Source organism: Paenibacillus sp. RUD330, assembly GCF_002243345.2.
Lineage (GTDB): Bacteria > Bacillota > Bacilli > Paenibacillales > Paenibacillaceae > Paenibacillus_O.
Genome location: NZ_CP022655.2, coordinates 2,815,253 through 2,836,175 on the forward strand (window position 1 = coordinate 2,815,253; position 20,923 = coordinate 2,836,175).

Annotated in this window: 18 protein-coding genes; 4 read left to right on the forward strand and 14 right to left on the reverse strand. The window is 59.2% G+C overall.

Translation table 11 applies throughout. The features are described from left to right. Positions 1-46: 46 nt before the first annotated feature. The 6 genes from CIC07_RS12695 to CIC07_RS12720 form a co-directional block, all read right to left on the reverse strand. The gene (locus CIC07_RS12695; RefSeq protein WP_076355780.1) at positions 47-1,513 is read right to left on the reverse strand and encodes a rhamnulokinase; all 1,467 of its coding nucleotides are present in this window, start codon (positions 1,511-1,513) and stop codon (positions 47-49) included. Positions 1,514-1,530: 17 nt separating this feature from the next. Further along, positions 1,531-2,799: an L-rhamnose isomerase gene (gene rhaA / locus CIC07_RS12700; RefSeq protein ID WP_076355778.1), complete on the reverse strand. Its 1,269-nt coding sequence runs from the start codon at positions 2,797-2,799 to the stop codon at positions 1,531-1,533. Between the two features lie 12 nt (positions 2,800-2,811). Beyond that, entirely contained in the window at positions 2,812-4,881 is a 2,070-nt protein-coding gene (locus CIC07_RS12705; RefSeq protein WP_076355776.1) for a bifunctional aldolase/short-chain dehydrogenase, read from the reverse strand. A gap of 279 nt (positions 4,882-5,160) precedes the next feature. Beyond that, positions 5,161-5,739 carry a class I SAM-dependent methyltransferase gene (locus CIC07_RS12710; RefSeq protein WP_076355774.1) on the reverse strand — a complete coding sequence of 193 codons (579 nt, stop codon included), beginning with the start codon at positions 5,737-5,739 and terminating at the stop codon, positions 5,161-5,163. A 117-nt stretch (positions 5,740-5,856) separates the two neighbouring features. Beyond that, entirely contained in the window at positions 5,857-9,312 is a 3,456-nt protein-coding gene (locus CIC07_RS12715; RefSeq protein WP_234992911.1) for a discoidin domain-containing protein, read from the reverse strand. Positions 9,313-9,647: 335 nt separating this feature from the next. Next, positions 9,648-10,712 carry a serine hydrolase domain-containing protein gene (locus CIC07_RS12720; RefSeq protein WP_234992910.1) on the reverse strand — a complete coding sequence of 355 codons (1,065 nt, stop codon included), beginning with the start codon at positions 10,710-10,712 and terminating at the stop codon, positions 9,648-9,650. A 160-nt stretch (positions 10,713-10,872) separates the two neighbouring features. Between CIC07_RS12720 and CIC07_RS12725 the strand changes: the two genes are divergently transcribed. Beyond that, positions 10,873-11,298: a tetratricopeptide repeat protein gene (locus CIC07_RS12725; RefSeq protein ID WP_083687966.1), complete on the forward strand. Its 426-nt coding sequence runs from the start codon at positions 10,873-10,875 to the stop codon at positions 11,296-11,298. A gap of 96 nt (positions 11,299-11,394) precedes the next feature. On the opposite strand, the gene CIC07_RS12730 is transcribed toward CIC07_RS12725, so the two are convergent. Continuing rightward, positions 11,395-12,675 (reverse strand): family 16 glycosylhydrolase, encoded by a 1,281-nt coding sequence (locus CIC07_RS12730; protein ID WP_094248041.1) that lies wholly within the window; start codon positions 12,673-12,675, stop codon positions 11,395-11,397. 307 nt (positions 12,676-12,982) lie between these two features. Between CIC07_RS12730 and CIC07_RS12735 the strand changes: the two genes are divergently transcribed. Beyond that, on the forward strand, positions 12,983-13,369 hold the full coding sequence (locus CIC07_RS12735) for a winged helix-turn-helix transcriptional regulator (RefSeq protein WP_076356980.1): 387 nt from the start codon (positions 12,983-12,985) through the stop codon (positions 13,367-13,369). A 49-nt stretch (positions 13,370-13,418) separates the two neighbouring features. Here the strand turns inward: CIC07_RS12735 and CIC07_RS12740 are convergent, their stop codons facing one another. Together CIC07_RS12740 and CIC07_RS12745 are read right to left on the reverse strand one after the other, a co-directional pair. Next, complete coding sequence (locus CIC07_RS12740; RefSeq protein WP_076355772.1) at positions 13,419-14,489, reverse strand: SDR family oxidoreductase; 1,071 nt, start codon at positions 14,487-14,489, stop codon at positions 13,419-13,421. 116 nt (positions 14,490-14,605) lie between these two features. After that, positions 14,606-15,130 (reverse strand): VanZ family protein, encoded by a 525-nt coding sequence (locus CIC07_RS12745; protein ID WP_157741910.1) that lies wholly within the window; start codon positions 15,128-15,130, stop codon positions 14,606-14,608. Between the two features lie 264 nt (positions 15,131-15,394). On the opposite strand from CIC07_RS12745, the gene CIC07_RS12750 reads away from it, so the two are divergent. Both CIC07_RS12750 and CIC07_RS12755 read left to right on the forward strand, forming a co-directional pair. Further along, positions 15,395-16,246: an NAD-dependent epimerase/dehydratase family protein gene (locus tag CIC07_RS12750; protein WP_076355768.1), complete on the forward strand. Its 852-nt coding sequence runs from the start codon at positions 15,395-15,397 to the stop codon at positions 16,244-16,246. A 1-nt stretch (position 16,247) separates the two neighbouring features. Beyond that, complete coding sequence (locus tag CIC07_RS12755; protein ID WP_076355766.1) at positions 16,248-17,405, forward strand: MFS transporter; 1,158 nt, start codon at positions 16,248-16,250, stop codon at positions 17,403-17,405. 115 nt (positions 17,406-17,520) lie between these two features. On the opposite strand, the gene CIC07_RS12760 is transcribed toward CIC07_RS12755, so the two are convergent. The 5 genes from CIC07_RS12760 to CIC07_RS12780 all read right to left on the reverse strand — a co-directional run bounded on the left by CIC07_RS12760 (position 17,521) and on the right by CIC07_RS12780 (position 20,905). Next, a complete protein-coding gene (locus tag CIC07_RS12760) occupies positions 17,521-18,006 on the reverse strand; it encodes a GNAT family N-acetyltransferase (protein ID WP_076355764.1) in 486 nt (161 codons plus the stop codon). 75 nt (positions 18,007-18,081) lie between these two features. Further along, entirely contained in the window at positions 18,082-18,741 is a 660-nt protein-coding gene (locus CIC07_RS12765) for a FusB/FusC family EF-G-binding protein (RefSeq protein ID WP_076355762.1), read from the reverse strand. Between the two features lie 260 nt (positions 18,742-19,001). Next, positions 19,002-19,703 (reverse strand): YjjG family noncanonical pyrimidine nucleotidase, encoded by a 702-nt coding sequence (locus tag CIC07_RS12770; protein WP_076355760.1) that lies wholly within the window; start codon positions 19,701-19,703, stop codon positions 19,002-19,004. A 2-nt stretch (positions 19,704-19,705) separates the two neighbouring features. Next, entirely contained in the window at positions 19,706-20,191 is a 486-nt protein-coding gene (locus tag CIC07_RS12775; protein WP_076355758.1) for a DMT family transporter, read from the reverse strand. 6 nt (positions 20,192-20,197) lie between these two features. Beyond that, a complete protein-coding gene (locus CIC07_RS12780; RefSeq protein WP_076355756.1) occupies positions 20,198-20,905 on the reverse strand; it encodes a Crp/Fnr family transcriptional regulator in 708 nt (235 codons plus the stop codon). Positions 20,906-20,923: the final 18 nt, after the last annotated feature.

Genomic DNA, 20,923 nt, shown 5'->3' on the forward strand with positions numbered 1-20,923 from the left:
CTTGAGGCGGGTTCGATCTTCTTTTTTGATCTCGAACGACCCTTCTCTAGCCGATCAGGGCCTTGAACCTGCCGAAGGCTTCGTCCCAGGCCTCCGGGTCCCGAGGCTCGTAGACCTGGACCGGGAACGAATCCCGGATCAGGCCGCGGGCTTCGCCGAGGCCGCCCAGCTCGCCGGAGGCGATCCATTGCACGGCCAGATTGCCGATGGCGCTGCCTTCCGCAGGGCCCGCCCAGACCGGCCGCCCGATTGCATTCGCCGTCCATTGGCAGAGCAGCTCGTTGTGGATGCCGCCGCCGACCATATGCAAGCCGTCGAACGCCTGTCCGGACAGCTGCTCGGTCTGCTCCAGAACCTGGCGGTACTTGAGCGCCAAGCTCTCCAGAATGCAGCGGGCCGTCGCCCCGGGTCCGCGAGGGGCTCTCTGTCCGGTCGCCTCGCAGTATGCGCGGATCCGCCCCGGCATGTCGCCGGGAGGCAGAAACGACGGCGCATCCGGGTCGATGAGCGAGGCGAAAGGCATCGACTCCGCCGCCATGCACACCAGCTCCGGGAACTCCAGCGGCAGTCCGGCCCGTTCCCACTCCCTCCGCGATTCCTGCAGCAGCCACAGGCCCATGATGTTCTTGAGGAGCCGGAAGGTGCCGCAGGCGCCGCCTTCGTTGGTGAAGTTGAGGCTGCGTGCTTCCTCGCTTAAGATCGGGGCATCGAGCTCCGTCCCGAGCAGCGACCAGGTGCCGCAGCTGAGATAGGCGAAATTCCGCTGCAGCGAAGGCACGGCCACGACGGCCGATGCGGTGTCATGCTCCGCGGCGGTAAAGACGGCGATAGGACCGGCGCCGAGCTCCTTGCGGACGGAAGCTTGCAGGCTGCCCGCCGCCGAGCCCGGCTGCGCCACGCGGCCGAACCAGGACGGCGACAAGCCGAGCTTGGCGATAAGCTCCCCGTCCCAATCCATCGTGGACGGATTGAACAATTGGGTCGTGCTGCAGGTGGTGAATTCTCCCACGGCTTCTCCGGTGAGGAAATAACGCAGCAGCTCCGGAATCATCAGCATCCGCTCCGCAGCTGCCAGCTGCGGAGACTGCCGGCGGACCAGTCCGTACAGCTGATAGATGGTGTTGAAGGGCTGGAACTGGATGCCCGTGCGGGAGAAGATTTCCTGTGCGGAGACGAGGCTCGTCACCTCGTCCATCATCCCGAGCGTCCCTTCATCCCGGTAATGCAGCGGATTGCCCAGCAGAGCCCCGTCCGCTCCGATGAAGCCGAAGTCCACCGCCCAGGAGTCGATGGCGAGGCTGGACACCGGAATCCCTTGCCGCAGCGTCTTGCGAAGCCCGTTCTTGATCTCCTGATGCAGTCCGAGCAGATTCCAGTGCAGCCGTCCGGCAACTAAGACCGGTTCGTTCCGGAAGCGGTGGATCTCTGTCGTCTCGATGCGGCCGCCGCGGATGCGCCCGGCGATTGCCCTGCCGCTGCCCGCTCCGAGGTCGAAGGCGAGAATATCCGACATCGCTGCCCCCCCTCTCTTCAGCCCCGGTTCAGCAGAACCTGCCGCTCATAGGATTTGACTTCATCGAGCCACTGCTCGCGAACGGGAACGCCCCGGGTAGCGCAGTAGTAGTCCCAGACCGCTCCATGCGGATAGCTCTTGAGCTCTTCCGTCAGCGCAAGCCGGGTCGTGTAATCGCCTTCAAGTTCGGCCGCCTTGAGCTGCTCGACCGGCTCCAGCTTGGCGCGCAGCAGCGATTTGATCGTATTGCGGGTTCCGATGACCCAAGCCGCGACGCGATTGATGCTGGCATCGAAGAAATCGAGTCCGATATGGGTCGTATCCAGAAGGCCGCCGCGAACAAGCTCGCGGCCGATCTCCAGCAGCTCGTCGTCGAGAACGACGACATGGTCGCTGTCCCAGCGCATCGGGCGGCTGACATGGAGCAGGATTCCGCTGGTGAACAGGCTCAGCGCGGACAGCTTGCCGGAGATGACCTCCGTCGGATGGAAATGGCCGGCATCGAGGCAGATCAGCTTGCCGCTCGTCATTCCATAGCCCATGTAGAACTCATGCGAGCCGACGACATAGGCTTCCGAGCCGAGGCCGAACAGCTTGCTCTCGACGGCATCCAGGTTATGGGCGGGATCGATGTCCTCCGCGAAAATCTCATCCAGCGACTCCTTCAGCCGGCGGCGCGGGGACAGCCGGTCGACCGGAACATCCTTGTAGCCGTCGGGCACCCAGATGTTCGTCACGCATGGCTGGCCGAGCTGCTCGCCGAAGGAAGCGCCGATGCGGCGCGATGCCTTGCAGTGCTCGATCCAGAACCGGCGGATGGCCGGATCGGAATGGCTGAGCGTGAAGCCGTCGGCGGAGTTGTCATGGGAGAAGCAAGTCGGATTGAAGTCCAGTCCCAGTCCCTGCTCCTTGGCCCAGACGACCCACTTCTGGAAATGGCGCGGCTCCAGCCCGTCCAGGTCGACCTGCTCGTCGGTATCCGCGTAGATCGCGTGCAGATTGACCTTGTGCTTGCCCGGAATGAGCGAGAACGCAAGCTCCATATCCGCCCGCAGCTCCTCCGCCGTCCGGGCGGCTCCCGGATGGCTTCCGGTGACGGAGATGCCGCCGCTGAGATCCCGGTCCCGGAAGAGGAAGCCGCGCACGTCGTCTCCTTGCCAGCAATGCACGGAGATTTTGACCTTCTCCAGCTCTTCGAGAACGGAATCCGTATCGATTCCATGCCTGGCGTACAATTTCCTTGCCGCTTCGTAAGCTTCGGTTGTTTCCGTTGGTATGGTCGTCATCGCTTGGCCTCCTTATCTTGTGAATGCAGCGGGCACGCCGCCGTCGACGGTCAGCATGCAGCCAGTCGTTTTTTCCGATTTGGAGGAGGCGAAGAAAGCGATCCCCTCCGCGATGTCGCGCGGATAGATGTTCACCAGGAGAGTCGTCCGCTTGCGGTAGTACTCCTCCAGCTCATCCGGCTCGATGCCGTACGCGGCCGCGCGCTCGTTTCTCCAGCCGGAATTCCAGATCGCCGACCCTTGCAGGATCGCGTCGGGCAGGATCGTGTTGACGCGAATGCCGTGGCTGCCGCCTTCGGCTGCGATGCAGCGCGCCAGATGGGCTTCCAGCGCTTTGGCCGCGCTGTAGGCGGAAGCGTTTTTGCCTGCATAGACCGAGTTCTTGGAGCCGACGAACACCATGCTGCCGCCGATGTCCTGCTCCTTCATCAGCTTGAACGCCTCGCGGGCGACAAGGAAGTAGCCCGTGCCGAGGACATTCAGATTGAGATTCCATTCCTTCAGCGTCGTTTCGTCGAACGGGCTCGACGTCGCCAGACCTGCGTTGTTGACGATAATGTCCACGCCGCCGTAGGCAAGCGCCGTCTTCGCATAGGCTGCCATGACGGCTTCTTCGCTCGTCACGTCCATCTTGACCGCGATCGCCCGTCCAGCACCGTGGACGTCGTTGATTTCTTCCGCGATCGCGGCCGCTCCCTCCAGGTTGAGGTCGGCCAGCACGACATGCGCGCCTTCGCCCGCCAGCCTGCGGGCCGTCTCGCTGCCGATGCCGCCGGCTCCGCCGGTGATGAAGGCGATCTTGCGGGAAAATTCGGCCTCTGGCGGCGCCAGCGACAGTTTGTACAGCTCCAAAGGCCAGTATTCGACCTGAAAGGATTCTTCCTCGCTCAGCGATACGAAGCCGCCAAGAGCCGCCGCGCCGCGCATGACGGCGATCGCGCGATGGTAGAGCGCTCCGCTGATTTCGGCGTTCGCCCTGCTTTTGCCCGTATTGATCATGCCTACGCCTGGAATCAGGATGACGCGCGGAGCCGCTTCGAACATGACGTCGCCCTCGCTCTTGTTGCGCTCGAAGTACGCTTTGTACTCCTCCTTGTAAGCTCCGATTCCTTCCTTCAGCTTGGCCTTGAGTCCGTCGATGTCGTTGGGATCAGGGGTCCAGTCTACATAAAGCGGGACAACCTTCGTGTGGACGAGGTGATCGGGGCAGGCGGCGCCGACCTGCGACAGCCTAGAAGCATCCCGGCCGCCTGCGAACTGAAGCACATCGTCGGCATCGTCGAAGGCCAGCAGCATCTTGCGGGAATCGCCGACAGCTCCGCGGATGAGCGGCATGACCGCCGCCGCCGCGGCGCGGCGCTGCTCCTGCGGCAAGGCTTCGTGCTCCGCGCCGCCGAACAGCTTACCTTCATCCACGCGTGCCTCGATGAATGCGGCCGCCTCATCGATGATTTCGATCGTTTTGGCGTAGCTGGCTTCCGCCGTCTCTCCCCAGGTGACGAGGCCATGCTTCTCCATCAGGACGAGCTCGGCGTCGGGATTGCTGCGGACGCCTTCGGCAATCAGCTTGGACAGGCGGAAGCCGGGGCGGATGTAAGGCACCCATACAAATCGGCTGCCAAAGATCTCCTTGGCGATTTCCTTGCCGTTGTCGGCGCAGCAGATGCTGATGATGGAATCCGGATGGGTATGGTCGACATGCCTGAACGGCAGGAACGCATGCAGAAGCGTCTCGATGGATGCGCGCGGATGAGAGGCGTCGATCATGCAATGGGACAGGTAAGAGACCATCTCCTCGTCGCTCATGTCCTCCTGCTCCATCAACGGGCGGATATCCTCCAGACGAAGGCCGGTGAAGTTGTTCGCCTTCATCGTCGCCAGATCGGAGCCGCTTCCTTTGACGTACATGACTTCCACGTCGCGGCCGCGGAAATCCTTGACGACCGTCTTGCTGGAAGTGTTGCCTCCGCCCCAGTTGCATACCCGGCGGTCGGAACCGATGAGATTGGACCGGTAGACAAGCTCCTCAAGCGTGCTTCCGCATTGCCCGGCTTCTTCTGAATTCCATTTGTTTTCGATCATATTGACCTCCGGAATGTTTTGATATTGTGTATATGACCACTCTATCACATCCGTTTATATTTGAATAGATCCGTTTATGTCTGTATTCAAAGAAATTCAAGTCCTTATCCGCATTTGGATGCGAAAATGAGGAGCCGCGCCTTCCGACACGGCTCTTTCAACGGAACATTCGCTTCCTTGCAGACGGCTGACCCCCTCCCGACCGCCCGATGCGGGGCGTCGTGGCGCCGCCTGCCATGCAAGATTCGGCTCTCCGCATAGGGAAATAAAAGACCTTGCTTACCGGTCCATCTCCCTTTCCGAGATCATCCGGTAATGCCTATCCGTCGGATAGTCGAGCCTGACGGTCTTGAAGCCGTATCGGATCAGCAGCTCCTCCATCTCCTGCGGCTCGACCCGGCTCGGAGGCGGAACCCGGGCTTCATCCTCCTTCTTCATCCATTCGAGGATGAACAGCAGGCCTCCGGGCTTCATCACACGGGCCAGCTCCTGGACGGGCTGTTCGACCGTATCGGTCACGTGAAGCACCAGCGAGGCGATCGCCCGGTCGACGGATCGGTCCGGGAGCGGCAGCCGTTCTGCGGACGCCAGCACCGGCTGAAGATTATGGACCTGTTCTTCCGCCGCCTTGGCCTGCATGTAGCCGATCATCTCCGCTTGCGGGTCAGCCGCGACAACTTGCCCGCTTGTAAGGGTTGCGGCCGGAAAGGAGAAGTAGCCCGTTCCTGCCCCGACATCCAGCACCGTCATGTCACTCCCGATCTTCAGAGCTTGGAGCAGCAAGCCGGGAGGCAGCTGCTCCCTCCGCTCCGCGCTCTCCATTCTTTCGATCAGAGAAGGACTGAACTTTTCTTTCATAGACCTCTCTCCTTCACTTTACATTAGCCGATGCCGGCCTCTCTCAGATGCATTATCCCTCATCCCGCTGCGAACAAGCAAAAAAAGGAAGCTCCGCAGAGCCTCCTTTTTTGCGGCTTATTTGATCGTCAGGTTGAATCCGCTCTGGATGTAGTTGCCGCCTGCATAAGCGATGTTCCGGGTCACCAGGTTGTTGAACGTCGCCGATCCGTTGCCCGTGTACGTATAGATGGCTGCGCCAAGGTGAGGTCCCGAGAAGCGGGATGTCGACACCCCGTCGCGGCCGGTGCCGTCGATCGTGATGTTGTTGAACACGATGTTCTCGAAGCCGCCGCCGTAGCCGATCTGGACGCCGTCGCGCTGGGCATTGATGATGTCGATGTTGGTGAAGGTGACGTTTTTGATCGCGTCGTTGGAAGCTTCCAGATCAATCGCTCCGCGCTCGCCGTTGTACAGATCCTGGCTTGTGCCGCTGTTGATGATCGTTGTATCCGAGAAGGTGATGCCGGTGTTGTTTTGGAAATGGTAGCCAGGGAACACCGTATTCATCCGGATGCCGGAGCCGCCGACACAGTCGATGATGTAGTTGTGGTCCGCTTTGTGGCCGCTGCCGCCGAAGAAGGCGATGGCTGCCGCGCGCCAGTTGTTCTCGATCGTGTTGTAGGAGAAGGTGTTGTTCACGCCGGCGGGAGCGCCGTTCGTGTTGCTCGTCCAGACGGCCAGTCCGTCGTCGCCGTTGTTGCGGATGCTGCTGTTGCGGACGGTCGAATTGCTCGTTCCCTGCGCGAAGTTGATGCCGTCGGCAAGGTTGTTGCGGATGCGGCTGTTCTCCACGACAAGGCCGCTCGCATAGATCGCTGGAGTATGGGCATAGTCGCCGACCCACATGCCGCATTCGAAATGCTCGACCCATACGTCATGGATCGTCGAATTGGCTCCGAAGTTGTCCATGAAGCCTTTGTAGACGGCATTCTGGCCGTAGCGGGAACGCAGGTTGGAGTTCATGTAGATGTTGCTGAAATCAAGCTTTCCTTTGATTCTCAGGGAGATGCCGCCTCCCGATGCGTTGGGATTCGTGAACTGGATGTTCGTATACCAGATGCCTGCGCCGGTAACCGTGAAGTTGTCGATCATGTTCGCGGCCGAGCCGATCTCCCACATGCTGCTCAGATGGAAGGTGCCTTCCGGAATATAGAGGGTTTTTCCTGCCGCTGCCGCTGCGGTCACGGCTGCCTTGAAGGCGGCGAGATCATCCTTGCCGTCATTCGCGACAGCTCCGTATTCGGTGACGGACACCGAATTGGCAGGACGGGCGACGGCTGCCGGAATCGGCTCGATCTCGATGAAGTCGACGCCGTACTCCAGGCTGTCTCCGCCCTTCTGGACGCGGATCGTGTCTCCCGGCTTCAGTGCGGCATCCAGCTTGAAGTGGACTTCGTCGAAACGGAAGAGCGGCCTGCCTCCGCCCGGAGCGTCCGCCGGCATGTCGCCGGAGAAATACTGCCAGCTGTAGTAGGAGGTCAGCGGCACTGTTTTGGCTTTGGTTCCGTTGACATAGACGTCGAGCGAGCCGTTCTGGCCCATGCCGTCGCTGGTGTCGGGCATCGTGAAGCGCATCGTGACGCCTGCTCCGCCTTGTCCTTGACGGACGGTCCACTGCAGGCTGGAGCCATTGGACGGAAGAGCGGCGTATTTCTGTCCCGATGCCTCGGAAGCGATCAGCGATTGATCGAACGTCGGCGCCGTTTTCAGGACAGCTCCGCCGCCGAGCACCGCATCCTCCGTGTCGTACCGGCTGTACGGCATGCTTGCGCCGCGCGCCGAGTAGACCGTGAGGCTCGCATTGCTCGTATTGTTGCTTTGCTTGGCCGGAATTTCGTTGCCGTCAGCGGCTACAGTCGTCGAGACGGCATAAGTGCCGCTCGCAGCGGTCCAGCTGCCCACGCTGATGTTCGTGGACGCGCCTGCTGCAAGGGAACCTGTGTAGGTGCCCGTAAAGGTTTGGAGCGTCGCTCCGGCGGAGTTTTTCAGAACGACGGTTACGGGATGGGCTCCGCCGGCGGAAGCCAGCGTGCCCTGGTTTTTGAGGGCGACGGTAAAGGCGACCGCCGCTCCCTGCGACGGCGTGCCCGGCGACCATGACGTCGTGGCGACGAGGTCGGAGCTGGACACAGGAGCTACGACGAGATTAGTGGGGTTCGCGTAGCTGTTGTTGCCTTCATTCTGCTCGATGACGGCGTTGCTCTCGTCGACCTTGGCGCTTACCGCGTACGTTGCGGCTGCTTTGGCGCCTGCGTTGACCGATACATTCACAGAAGCTCCTGCCGCAAGCGCTCCTACCGGCGCGGTGCCGGCGAGCTCGTTGTTCAGGTAGAAATTGACCGTCGTGGCGCCAGCGGCTGCAGTCCCGATGTTCTTGACGACGGCGTTCAGCGTAATGTCGCCGCTCTCAACCGGAGAGGCCGGAGTCCATGACATGCCGGTAATGGTCAAGTCCGGATTAGGCGCGGGCGTGCCGAACACTTGAAACTCGGCGATCTGGCCGGCCGGAGCGCCGGAGTTCGACGTGATGTTCAGCTGGAGGCGCTTGACCGTAGCGGTGACCGGAATCGTCACGCTATTGCCGGTTGCGGGATTGAACGTATAGGACTGGGCCGAGACGAGATTGCTGAAGGAGCCGGCGTTCTGATCCGCTCCAAGCACTTGGATCGTCTGCGTGCGAGTTCCCCATTCCGAAGCCGGATTCAGCTTCAGCACGACGGAGGTGATGCTCTGGTTGGAGCCGAAATCGAGGGTCAGCGTGCTTGGGTTGCCGCCTCCCTCCCAATAGGTGGATGTATTGTTGTCATTCGCATTCGCGGCTACGTAGGTCTGCGTGCTGGAAGAAGCAGTAATCGATTTCCCCAAGGCGATGTTGCCGCCCGCCGGAGTCGGCGTCGGCGTCGCCGAAGGAGTAGGGGTTGCCGTAGGTGTCGGTGTCGGTGTCGGTGTCGGCGTTGGCGTTGGCGTTGGTGTTGGGGTAGGCGTTGGCGTTGGGGTAGGCGTTGGGGCCGTCGCCCCGTAAATCTCAAGCTCCGACAGCTGGCCTGCAGGCCAGCCCGTATTGGCCGTGAAATTCAGGCGGACGTAACGGGTGCTGGCGGCGCTGAAGTTGATCGTGACGCTGTTGCCGGCGACGGATGGATTGAATGCATACCCCGCCGATCCGACGATGTTCGTGAACGTCGAGCCGTTCGCGCTGCCCTGGATCGAGAGCGTCTGCGTACGGGTCTCCCATCCGGACGGAAGCTTGAGGACGATCTGGTCGATGCTCGTGCTGGAGCCAAGGTCGACTTGGATCCACTGCGGGAAGGCGTTGTTCGTGCTTTCCCAATAAGTTCCCTGATTGCTGTCCTTGACATTGTCGGGGCTGTACGTCTGCGACTGGCCGCTGGCGGTGACGGTTTTGCCGAGCGTCAGGTTCGCGCCTCCTGCGGCGGTTGCAGGGGCGATCGGGCCGGCAGCCTGGAAGAAGCCGGCGGCGATCAGGACGAGCACCAACAGCCAATTCATATATTTAGTGCGGATATGCATTATAGTCCTCCTCGGGTTCGTTTGGTTCGCGGCATAATCGCTTGAATACGACTGAATAATAGGTCGGCCAAATCCGTGGATCCCTGATTCGAAGCGCTTTCAATTGTTGGGCTGCCATCACCTTCTTTGCGGGATGATTGCTGCTTGGCGATCCTCCTTTCACGGACATGCATCCTCATTATAAAGGCTGATTTGCCAAATGATGGAGTGGCGATCCTACGGAAAAGAGGTGCGATTCTATGTTTTTTTCCCGACGATGGCGCTGGAAGCAAACAAAAGGCCTCGATGCCTGTGTCATCGGGCCTATCGAAATCGTTTTTTTTGAATCCACCACTCTAGAAACCAGACGAGATCAGATCATGAAGCTGGGGCCGGATGCGCAGAATAGCGTCCGTGCGGCCGAAGTGGACCCGATTGGTCAGCAGGATGATCTGCAGCTCCCGCTCCGGATCGAACCAAATGCTCGTTCCCGTAAAGCCGGTGTGGCCATAGGACGTCTGCGACAGCAGGCTTCCGGCCGAATTCGGACTGTCGGGATTGACGAGCTGCCAGCCCAAGCCGCGGAAATCGCCGGCAAAGGGAGTCTGGTTCCGCCGAGCTTCAGCCAGCCATGATTCCGCCAAGATCTCCCTCCCTTCATGCTTTCCTCCGGCATGGATCATGGCTGCGAATTTCAGCACATCCTCCGCGGTGGAGAACAGTCCCGCGTGTCCGCTTATTCCTCCCATCCGCTCCGCCTTTTCGTCATGGACGACACCGCGCTTGTAGGCTCCAGCTTCCTCGGAGTATTCCGTGGAGGCATATCGGGAAGGATCGAATGGCGGAAGGAATCCTGTATCCTTCATCCCCAAAGGAGCGTAGATCTCCCTCTCCAAAAACGACGTGAACGGCTCCCCGGCAGCCTGCTCCGCGATAAGATGCAGCAGAATGAAGCCGAGATCGCTGTAGACGACCTCCTCGCCCGGCGCGCTCAAGGGACGTTCGCTCCGAACGCGATCCAGCAGCTCCTCCCTGCCCATCGCCATGACTTCCTTCATAGGCAGCCCGGCTCGAAGGCCGGATGTATGGGTCAGCAGATGGCGGATCGTGATGGGATTCTCGGCGTTATCTGCATAACCCCGGATATGGCCGGCTATCGTGTCGTCCAAGGAAAGCCTGCCCTCTCCGGCCAGCTTGAGGATAGCCGGCAGTGTGGCCAGCACCTTCGTCAAGGAAGCCATATCGAATACGGTGTCCCACTCCATGGCTTCCCTTTGCGGATAGACGGCCCGGCAGCCGTAGGCTTTCCTCAGGACAGGATGTCCCTGGACGGCTACGGCAAGCACGGCTCCCGGCAAATGTCCGTCCCTGATTTCCTGCTCCATGAATGCGTCTATGCGGGATTTGTCCATCTCTCCCATGAACCTGCCTCCTCCTTTGGCCGTTTCGGCCGCCGCGAGCTGCGGCGAATGATGCTTCTCCTTGTATCTTCCATCAATACGCGGCAGATGGCAATGCCGACTCTGTTATAGGGGAATGTTCCCTGTCCGGCACGACTGAAATCTGCTAGTGTGAAGACAAATGGATGCGGTCCATTATCAATGCGGCATCGCCCATGACAATTCCGGGTTGGGTCGGGAGGCCATTCCCTATTATGAAAGGGCTCTGGAGCTTGGACTCTCGGGGCCGGACCGGGAACGATGCTTGCTTGGACTGGGAAGCACTTACCGATATTGGGGGCGTTATACCGAGGCTGTGCATGTCCTGCGCCAGGGAGTCGCGGAATTTCCCGGCAACCGGGCCTTGCAGGCGTACCTCTCCATGGCTCTCTACAATACCCGGGAATACAAGGAGAGCGTCGAGCTTCTCATCGCCAATCTGATGGAGTCGACCGACGATGGCATCTTGCAGTACTTCAAACGCGGAATTCTAGCCTATGCGGAAGACTTGGATGAAACAGCGGCGGAAGACCTGGATGAAACAGCCGCGAAAGACAGCCGCAAGTAATCGCCCGAAACGGCATCATCCTCCATGAAGCTCATAGGTACGGACAAAAAAGAACGCCGCGGTCCGCGGCGTTCTTTTCAGCATTCCTTATCCTGCTTATACCTTCACAAAGCGCCACTTCTGCGCTCCCGTGCCGTTGTCGGTCCAGATCTGCACGTTCGTTCCGTCCGCGGTTCCCGACGAGGAGACGTCCAGAGCCTTGTTGCTGCCGACGCCGATGACCTTGAAGCTGCCGTCCCCGTTGTCGACGATTCTCCAATTCTGGGCGTTGTTGCCGTTCTGATTCGCGATCTGCACATTCGTGCCGTCGGCTGTCCCCGCCCCAGCGACATCGAGCGCCTTGCCGCTCGCCGGATTGATCAGCTTGAACGATCCATCCGCGTTGGCGACCGCCTGCCAGCGCTGGGCTCCGGTTCCGTTGTCCGAGTAGATCTGGACATTGGTGCCGTCCGCAGTTCCTGCGGCATAGATGTCAAGCGCCTTGTTGCTGTTGACGTTGATCAGCTTGTATACCGCTCCGGCTTCGATCGGCGAAGAGGTCGGCGTTCCTTGCGTATAGACACGGACATAATCGACGGTCATCGTCTGAGGGAATACCGTCGAAGCATTCGGGTTGCCCGGCCAGTTGCCCCCGACAGCGAGATTCATGATCATGAAGAACGGATGGTCGAATACCCAAGTCTGGCCCGCTCCGAGCTGACTCTTGTTGAACGTATGATACAGATTGCCGTCTACGTACCAGCGGATCTGCGTCGGCTCCCATTCGACTCCGAAGACATGGAACGCGTCTGCGAACGAGCCGCTCGGCAGCCTGTAGGATTTGCTTATGCCGCCGGCCCCGGAGTATCCGGGACCGTGCACCGTTCCGTACACGGTGCTGGTGTCATGGCCCAGGTATTCCATGATGTCGAGCTCGCCGCTGCCCGGCCAGCCGGCCGTATCGAGGTTGTTGCCGAGCATCCAGAAGGCCGGCCAGATGCCTTGGCCGTAAGGGAGCTTGATGCGGGCCTCGAATTTGCCGTAAGCCTGGTTGAATTTTCCTTTTGTCAGCAGCCGGGCGGAAGTGTAGGACATGCCGCCGACATTTTCCTTGATCGCTTTGATGACCAGATTTCCGCTGCCGTCGAGGTAGGAGTTGTTGCGGCTGTTCGTGTAATATTCCAGCTCGTTGTTGCCCCATCCCCCGCCGCCGATGTCATAGCCCCATTTGCTTCCGTCCGGCGCGGAGCCGGAAGCTCCGTTGAATTCATCGCTCCAGGACAGGTTCCAGGTCGGCGCCGCTTGGGCTGAAGGCATACGGACACCTCCCAGGCTGATCAGAAGAACGGCGGCCATCGCAAGCATCGCAATCGTTCTCATTCTCGTTTTTGCTTTCATGTCATTTCCTCCTCTTCCATTCCATTATGAAGCGCTTTCAAAAGGATTCATTTGTTCGCCCTTCAGGCCATTCGCACCTCCCTCTCGAAAAAATGGAAACTAATAACGGATGCTATTTTATTATGAACCTATCTCCATAAAAGTAAATTCCCATTATTTCGGTCACTCGATTTCGGGTGCGGGACCGCTCCGGCATCGGAAATGGTATCCCCTTCCTTTTCCGGGCCGGAGCTTCCGGCTATTGTCCTTCCCCGCGAGCTTTGTTAGCATGAAGGCATATCCATTCCTCGAAGCGCAGGTGACCGTTATGAATCGTCAAGAACCCAAAATCTTCCGAACGGCTGTCGAGGCCGCGCTTGAAGCGATCGGCGGAAAGTGGAAGCCCGTCATCCTGTTTCATCTCACCTTCGGAATGAAACGGAACGGCCAGCTGCTCCGGCTCATTCCGGACATCACCCAGAAGGTGCTGACCCAGCAGCTGCGGGAGCTTCAGGATGCCGGCATCGTGAGACGGATTTCCTACGACGAGATCCCTCCGCGGGTGGAATACGAGCTGACCGGGTTCGGCCGGACGCTGGAGCCGCTCCTGCACTCGATGTGCCTGTGGGGAGAGTCCTATATCAGCGAGGCTTACGGGGAAACGGCGGTCGTCCTGCATTCCCCCGACAGCCAGGACGACGACGGCGGCTTATGATCCACAAAAAAACCGTGCCTCGGCACGGTTTTTTGTGGAAGAACAAAAATCATGGAATGATCCGGCGAAGGCGCAACTCATCAAAGATCTCCTGGAACCGCTTCTCGGTATCGACGAATTCATGAAAGCCGAAGCGTCTGGCCTTGGAGCTGTCCGCAAAAAAGTCATAGTCCCAGGAGAACACGAAATCTCCGAATCCCCAGGACGACACCTCCTCGTAGCGATGCGGCTCCAGGCCGTACTTCTCCCTCATCCGGTTCCAGAGCGGCTCCTTGTCCGCCATGACCGTCGACAGTGACATCGGGAGCGGAGGAGCGGCCTCCATCTCGAAATAGGAAGCGATGCGCGGCCACATGTCGTCCCAACGGAACAGGTCTCCATTGGCGATGTTGAAAGCTTGATTGGCGCAGCCCGCATCCGTCGCCGCCCATACGGTCGCGCGGGCAAGCAGGCCGGCATCGGTCATCTCGAGCAGGCTGCCGTATGCGCCAGGCTTGCCGGGAAACCGCAGCGGGATGCCCAGTTCCTTGGATATGGAGGCATAAACGGCGATGACCATGGCCAGATTCATCGGATTGCCGAGGGCGAACCCCGTGACGACGGACGGCCGCATGGCCGACCATGTCCATGGCTTTCCGATCTGGCGCTCCTCCAGGAACTGCTGCTGATCCACATTGAATTCAGGCGGCATATGGTAGGCGTCGGTTTCTTTGGCCGGCGTCTTGAACGGTCCAAGATGGGCTCCATAGACTTTGTAGCCCTGCATGAGGCTGACATGGCGGAGGCCGGGAGCGGCCGCTTCGACGGCATCGACCGTGTTGACCAGCATCGCCACATTGGGCTCCACCAGCTCCGACCATGTCGGCCGGTCCTGATAGGCGGCATGAAAGACATGCGTCACCTCGCTCAGGCCGCCGAGCTTCTCCCTTGAATCGGCGGGGTCGAGCAGGTCTGCGGCTACATAGCGGAGACGGGGCGACGGTTCGCCGCCCCTGCGCGACACTCCGATCGCTTCCCAGTCCGGCAGGGATGCCAGATGATCGATCAGGTTCCGTCCGATTACTCCAGAAGCTCCTGTTACCAGAGCGACCTTGCGTTTGCTGTCCTGGCTTTCCTTCAATTTCGTTCAGCTCCTTGACTTGTCATAAGCCGATTATGGAGCTTTTCGAACGATGCCGTAAGTCCGCACTTCAAGGTCACTCAAGCACCTTCAGGTACCTGTCCCTGTCCGCGAATTCAGCCGGCGCTGCCTTCCGGATCGGCCAGCGCCGATTTCCCGGCAGGCCCCTTCCGTCCGAGCGAAGCAACCGCTGCCCATACCGCGTAGCCGAGCAGGCCTCCAAAACCGTTCAGGATGATGTCGTCCACATCGAAGGTTCCCATCATGAACAGGGCCTGAGAGCTTTCCAGCATCAAGCTTGCCACAGCCGCAGCGACCGCGGCCCCCAGAGCATTAAGCCTCGTTCCCTGACGGACGAACCCGCCGAGCGGCATGAAGATCGCGATGTTCCCGGCAAAATTCACGAATTGATGGCTGCTTTGAAGATGCTGCAGATTTTGACGGATGGATTCGAAAGGCTTCAGGTTCGCCGTCAGCATGAAACGGCTTCGAATCGATTCCGCCCGCTCCGGGATATGCATCAGCTGCTCCCCCAATAACCGGAGATCGACCGGACCGTATTTGAACAGGATGATTTTGACCAGAACGTACGCATAGACAGCAAGCAGCAAGAGCATCGGCGCTCTTTTTCGTGTCGTCATGATCATGAGCTTCTCCTCCGTCTTCGGTTGTCCGATAAGCATAAGAGTGAAAGCTTAAGCCATGCTCGTCAAAAGATAAGGTTTTTCTTAAATCCGATGTCCAGGATGGACCCGCTATAAAAAAGTATAGTACGTATACCGGAGATACTTAACGTAAAACTTCTTCACTACTACCGGAATCCGCCTTCAGTGCCTATAATGAAGACAAGCTTTTGCAAGCGTTTCAGCCTATAATTCAGTGTCATCATTCCAGGAGGTATCATCATGCCGAAAGTGGTCATTACCGGTGGCAGCGGAATGCTGGGTCAGCATGTGCTGCGGCATTTTGTCGATCAAGGCTACGAGGTGCTCAACGTCGATGCGGTCCGTCCCAAGGAACATATCTGCCCTACCCTGATCGCGGATCTCACCAATCTTGGCGAGGTGTACAGCGTTCTGGCCGGAGCCGATGCCGTCGTGCATCTGGCCGCGATCCCGGCCGCCCATATCCGGACGGCCGAAGTCACCTTCGAGAACAACGTCGTATCGACCTACAACGTTCTGGAAGCGGCTGCCGGACTCGGCATCGCCAAGGCGGTCATCGCCTCCAGCGAGTCCTCCTACGGCATCGTATTCGCCGTCAACAGGCTCGAACCGGCCTATGTGCCGATCGACGAGGATCATCCGCAGCTGCCGCAGGACAGCTACGGCCTCTCCAAGGTCGTCAACGAGCAGACGGCCGACATGTTCCACCGGCGCACCGGGATGCAAGTCGTATCCATGCGGATCGGCAACGTCATCATTCCGGAGCGCTACGCCGATTTCCCTTCCTTCATCCATGATCCGGAGCAGCGCGAGACGATCATGTGGAGCTATATCGATGCCCGGGACATCGCCGAAGCCTGCCGCCTCGCCATCGAGACGGACGGGTTGGGCTCGGTGGCGCTCAATCTGGCGGCAGACGATACGAGCAGCGCCATTCCGAGCCGGGAGCTGCTTGCTGCCCGGTATCCGGCTGTGAAGGATATCCGCCACCCGCTCGACGGCCATGAGACGCTGTTCAGCAATGCCAAGGCGAAGAGGCTCCTCGGCTGGCAGCCTAAGCATGCATGGAGAACGTACGTCAAGGAATCGTGACATGAACCGGTCCGTCGCGCTGTTCTTCTCGTTTTACTTCATTCTTTTCATGGGGAACGCTCTCTACAGCACCTTCATTCCGGTCTATTTCCAGGACAAGGGCTTCTCGGCCTCCCAGATCGGCACCCTGCTCAGCATCGGTCCGTTCATCGCCGTACTGGCGCAGCCGATGTGGGGGGCGGTCAGCGACAAGTCCCGCACCAAAAACCGGGTGCTGCAGATTCTGCTCATCGGCAGCGGCGTCTCGATGCTGCTGTACCCGCTGTCGGATTCCTTCGTCTACCTGATGATCCTGATCGGCGTCTTCACCTTGTTCCAGACGTCGACCGGGGCTATCGGAGATGCCATCACGCTCGAGGCGCTCGGCAGCCAGGCTTCCAGCTACGGCATCATCCGGCTCGGAGGAACGCTCGGCTTCGCGCTGATGTCGATCGTCTTTGGATCTTACGCCAAGTCGCATGTCGACAGCATGTTCCCGGTTTATGCGGCCGTCATGCTGGTCTCCCTGCTTTTGCTGCTCCGCTATCCGACGATCGGAGGCCATCAGTTCGCCGGCCGGCGGATGAGGATCTGGGAGCTGTTCAAAAACCGCAAGCTCGTGCTTTACCTCGGCATCTGCTTCGCGGTCAACGTCACGCTGGGCTACTATTATGCGTTCTTCCCCTTGTACTACAAGGAGCTCGGCGCAGACAACGGCTTGCTCGGCTGGTCGATGGTCATCTCGGCGCTGAGCGAGGTGCCGTTCCTGCTTCTGTCGTCCCGGCTGTTCAGCCGGTTCAGCATATCTTCCATTCTGCTTGCTGCATCGGGCGCAGCAGCCGCCCGCTGGCTGCTGTTCGGGATGATCGATAATCCCTACGCCATTCTGCCCGTGCAGATTCTGCACGGCATGATCTTCATCGTCGTCTCGGTGACGATGTCCGTCTTCATCAACAAGGAAGTGCCGCAGGAGCTGCGCGCGAGCGGACAGACGCTGAACGCTCTGCTCAATCTCGGCGCGGCCCGGATCATCGGCAGCTATGTCGGCGGCTTCGCCAGCGAAGCCGCAGGGATGAAGTCCGTATTCCTCTATTGCGCGATCGTTACGTTCGTCAGCCTCGCGTTTTTTGCCGGCATGGAGATGAGGAAGAGCCGCAGCTCCATCGAAATCCAGCCGTAAGAGAGGCATGCATAACAAAAGGGGCTGCCCGTAGTCATTTTCATGACTCCAGGGACAGCCCCTTTTCGGTTTCAACGCATGCTTCCTTCCCGATTCCTTGCGAAAGGAAGGGACATTACGGCTCCATGGGCTTCAATTCCTTTATGTACCAAGCGTCGCAGGCATAATGCTCCGAGCCTGCGAGAGGCGCATTCAATCCGGCGAAGCCATGCTTTTCATAAAATCGCGCGGCCGCCTTCATCGAGGTCAGCGTCTCGAGATAACAGCGTTCATAATGGATGCCTGCGAAGTCCAGCGCGGCCTCCATGAGCTTCGCCGCCATGCCGGAGCCTCTTGCGCCGGGCAGCAGATACATCTTCTGCAGCTCGCACACCTCGCTAGAATCCGCGAATGGAGCGATTCCGCATCCCCCTTCGATGATGCCGTCCTTCTCGATGACCCAATACTTTCGCCCCGGGACATCGTAATAAACGCTCAGATTGTCCAAGCTCTTGTCGGCCCAGGCCAGTCCTTCCCGGTTCCCTCCGAACTCGATCAGGCATTGGCGGATGATCGATGCCATGGCGGCATTGTCGCGCTCTTCAAGCTCGCGGATGAACATGAGTCCACTTCCTTTTTCCCATCCTGATCTGCGCCAAGCAGAAAACCCGCAGGGACATGCCCTGCGGGCGGAGGATTATTTGGTCAGCACATCCCGGAAAAACTGGTCCAGCGCAGCCGGATCCGTCAGCCGGGCGTTGCAGCTGTCGCTGCTCAGGCACATATAATTGCCGATGGCCTTGTAATAATCGGGCGAGGCGTGCAGCGGCCGATGCTTGGTCACCGCCGTGAACAGCGCGACCTCGCCGTGGCTCCGGCATAGGAAGCAGGTATTCTTTTTCGTGCCTGCAGGCGAGAACCTGCCTTCGATTCCCGCCGTCTTGCCGTCGAGCTCATGCACGAGGAACATCTTGCCGCTGCCGATATCCGTCCATCCGAGATACGTGACTTTTCGGAAATCGATCTTGTCGAGATCGGGCACCTTCAGCTTTTTCGCTTTTGGGAACAGCTTTTTCAGCTGTCCTTCCGTAACGGCGGGAAAACTCGAGCGGCAAGGCTCAAGCGCCTCCATGCCTTTTGCGAATTGCTGCGGAGAGCTCAGCTCCGCCAATCCAAGCACCAGCAGGCGCTGATCGGGATCGGCAGCCTGGAAAGCTTCCTCCAGCACGGCGTGCACGCTCATCCGCACCGACTCCACCACCTTCGGATCGGCTGCGGTCGTACAAGTATGTTGCAGATGCTTGACTTGTTTTTGAATAAGATTGAATTCATGGTTTCGAATAAATGGTTGGCCCATCGCTTTTCAGCCCCTTATTTTTTGGATTCAAGCAAATAAGGTGCAAAGCCCATTTATGGAAACGATCGATCGGGCGATTGGTTCCGTTCCTTCTTCAATAGCCCCATGCAAAGAATCGCCCCTTAAACAGGCTCTGCATGGGTGGAGCTATTCCCGGCAAAGTGATTTGCCATCCCTACCAGCCTCCCTCTAAAACCAGTATAGGCGATAGCAGGCGGCCGGGGCAATGCCCCATTCGGCTAGGAGACGGCTGCGGAGCTTCAGAACGGCTTGTCCAGTCCGAGCAGCACATACAGCTCATCCAGCTGGCGGATATCGTAAGTCGGCACGATGCCGGAGCCGGCCGGCTTGCCTTCCGGATTGAACCAGCAAGTATCCAGACCGGCGTTCTGCCCTCCCTTGATGTCCGCGCTGAGCGAATCTCCGATGATCAAGGCCTCGTCCGGAACGAAGCCGGGAATGCGCTCGAACACATAATCGAAAAAAGCCTTCATCGGCTTCTGGAACCCGGTGTCTTCGGAGACGAAGACGTTGCGGAACATCGGGAACAGCCCCGAGGCCTGCAGCCGCCTGTGCTGGGTCGCAGAAACTCCGTTCGTGACGATGAACAGGTCGTACCGGGGCTCAAGGGCGGTGATCAAGGCCAAAGCGCCCTTGATCTCGTCATGGCCTTGCTCCAGAAGCTTGCGGTACTGCGCTTCCACAGCGACACCGTCCACTTCCCGGCCATATTCCTTGAACAGCAGCGAGTAACGCGTGTTCACGACTTCATCCCGGGTGAGCTTTCCTTCTTCGAATGCCCTCCACAAGCCGCCGTTGATTTCCTTGTAGCGGAAATGAAGCTCTTCATCGAGCGCAAGGCCGTGCTGGGAGCATAAGAGGCCCAGAGCCATCCTTTCGGCGGCGCCGAAATCGAGCAAGGTGTCGTCCACATCAAAAAGCAGCGTTTTGTATGCTTTCAATTTCAGCCCTCCATTTCAGCGGGTTCACGAACGCCGCCGCGAACGTTCCGTTTGTTGCCCGACAGCTTGAATACGGCGGCTCCTCCGATGACGACAAGCACGCCGATGAGCTGCTTCATCGTGAAATCCACCTTTTCCAGGCCGAGCCAGCCGAGCGAATCCAGCATGAGCGCCAGAATCAGCTGGGAGCTGAGAGCGACGAGAACGCCGTAGGTCGGCCCCAGAAGCTTGATTCCCTGAACCATGCAGACGACGACGCCGACTCCGAGCAGGCCGCTGAAGGCGAACCAGGTTTCCATATTTCCAAGATGGAACATCCTTGTTCCCTGCGACAGCAGGCCCAGCGTCAAGGAAGCCGCGAAGCCGAGGCCGAGTACAAGCGCCGTCGTCACCCAGGTGCCGGTTTTTTCGCTGACTTTGCTGTTGAAAATGTTTTGCAGGCTGAGCAGGCAGCCGGCCAAAATCGACAAAGCGATTCCCGTCATCATCTTGAATCAGCTCCTTTCATACAAGTTGCGGCTGGCGAGAGCCTCGAGCTTCCCTCGATCCACAATCGAGATCAGACCCTTGGAGCGCTGGATGCACCCATCCGCGGCAAACTGCTTCAATACCCGGTTCACATGCCGGTAGCTCGTTCCGATCAGATTGGCGGCATCCTTCAGCATCGAAGCCCGAAGCTCCCCGTGGAACAACGGATCGGTCTCGTCGTACGATACCGAGAGCAGATAGCTGGCAAGCCTGATCTCCACCGGATACATCAGATTGAAGCTCAAGGAATTCGACTTGGCATAAAATTTTTTGGTAATGATATCGAGCAGGAACCTCAGAAACGGCGGATGATCGTCTCCATGCAGGGCAAGCCAGCGGTGATGGATGCCGATCATGGCGACGGGCGACACCGCCTCGACCGTATTCAGGAAATCCGCCTTCTGCACATACTCGAGATCTCCGATCACCTCCAGCGGCGTCTTGAAGGAAAGAATGAGCGATTTCCCCTCTTCCGAGGTCGTGAAGATCTTCACCTTCCCCTTGACCAGCACATATACGCTGTCGGCGGCATCTCCCTGGCTGCAGATCAGCTGGCCTTGTTCGAACCGGCGCAAGGTGAGATGCGGCAGCAGCGGCTTGCCGAAGACGGCCTCGAGGCCGTGAAGCTTCAAGTATTCATCCAGCAGCTGCCGGTCGTGATGTTCATGCTTCATTCCGTAGTCCTTCCTGCC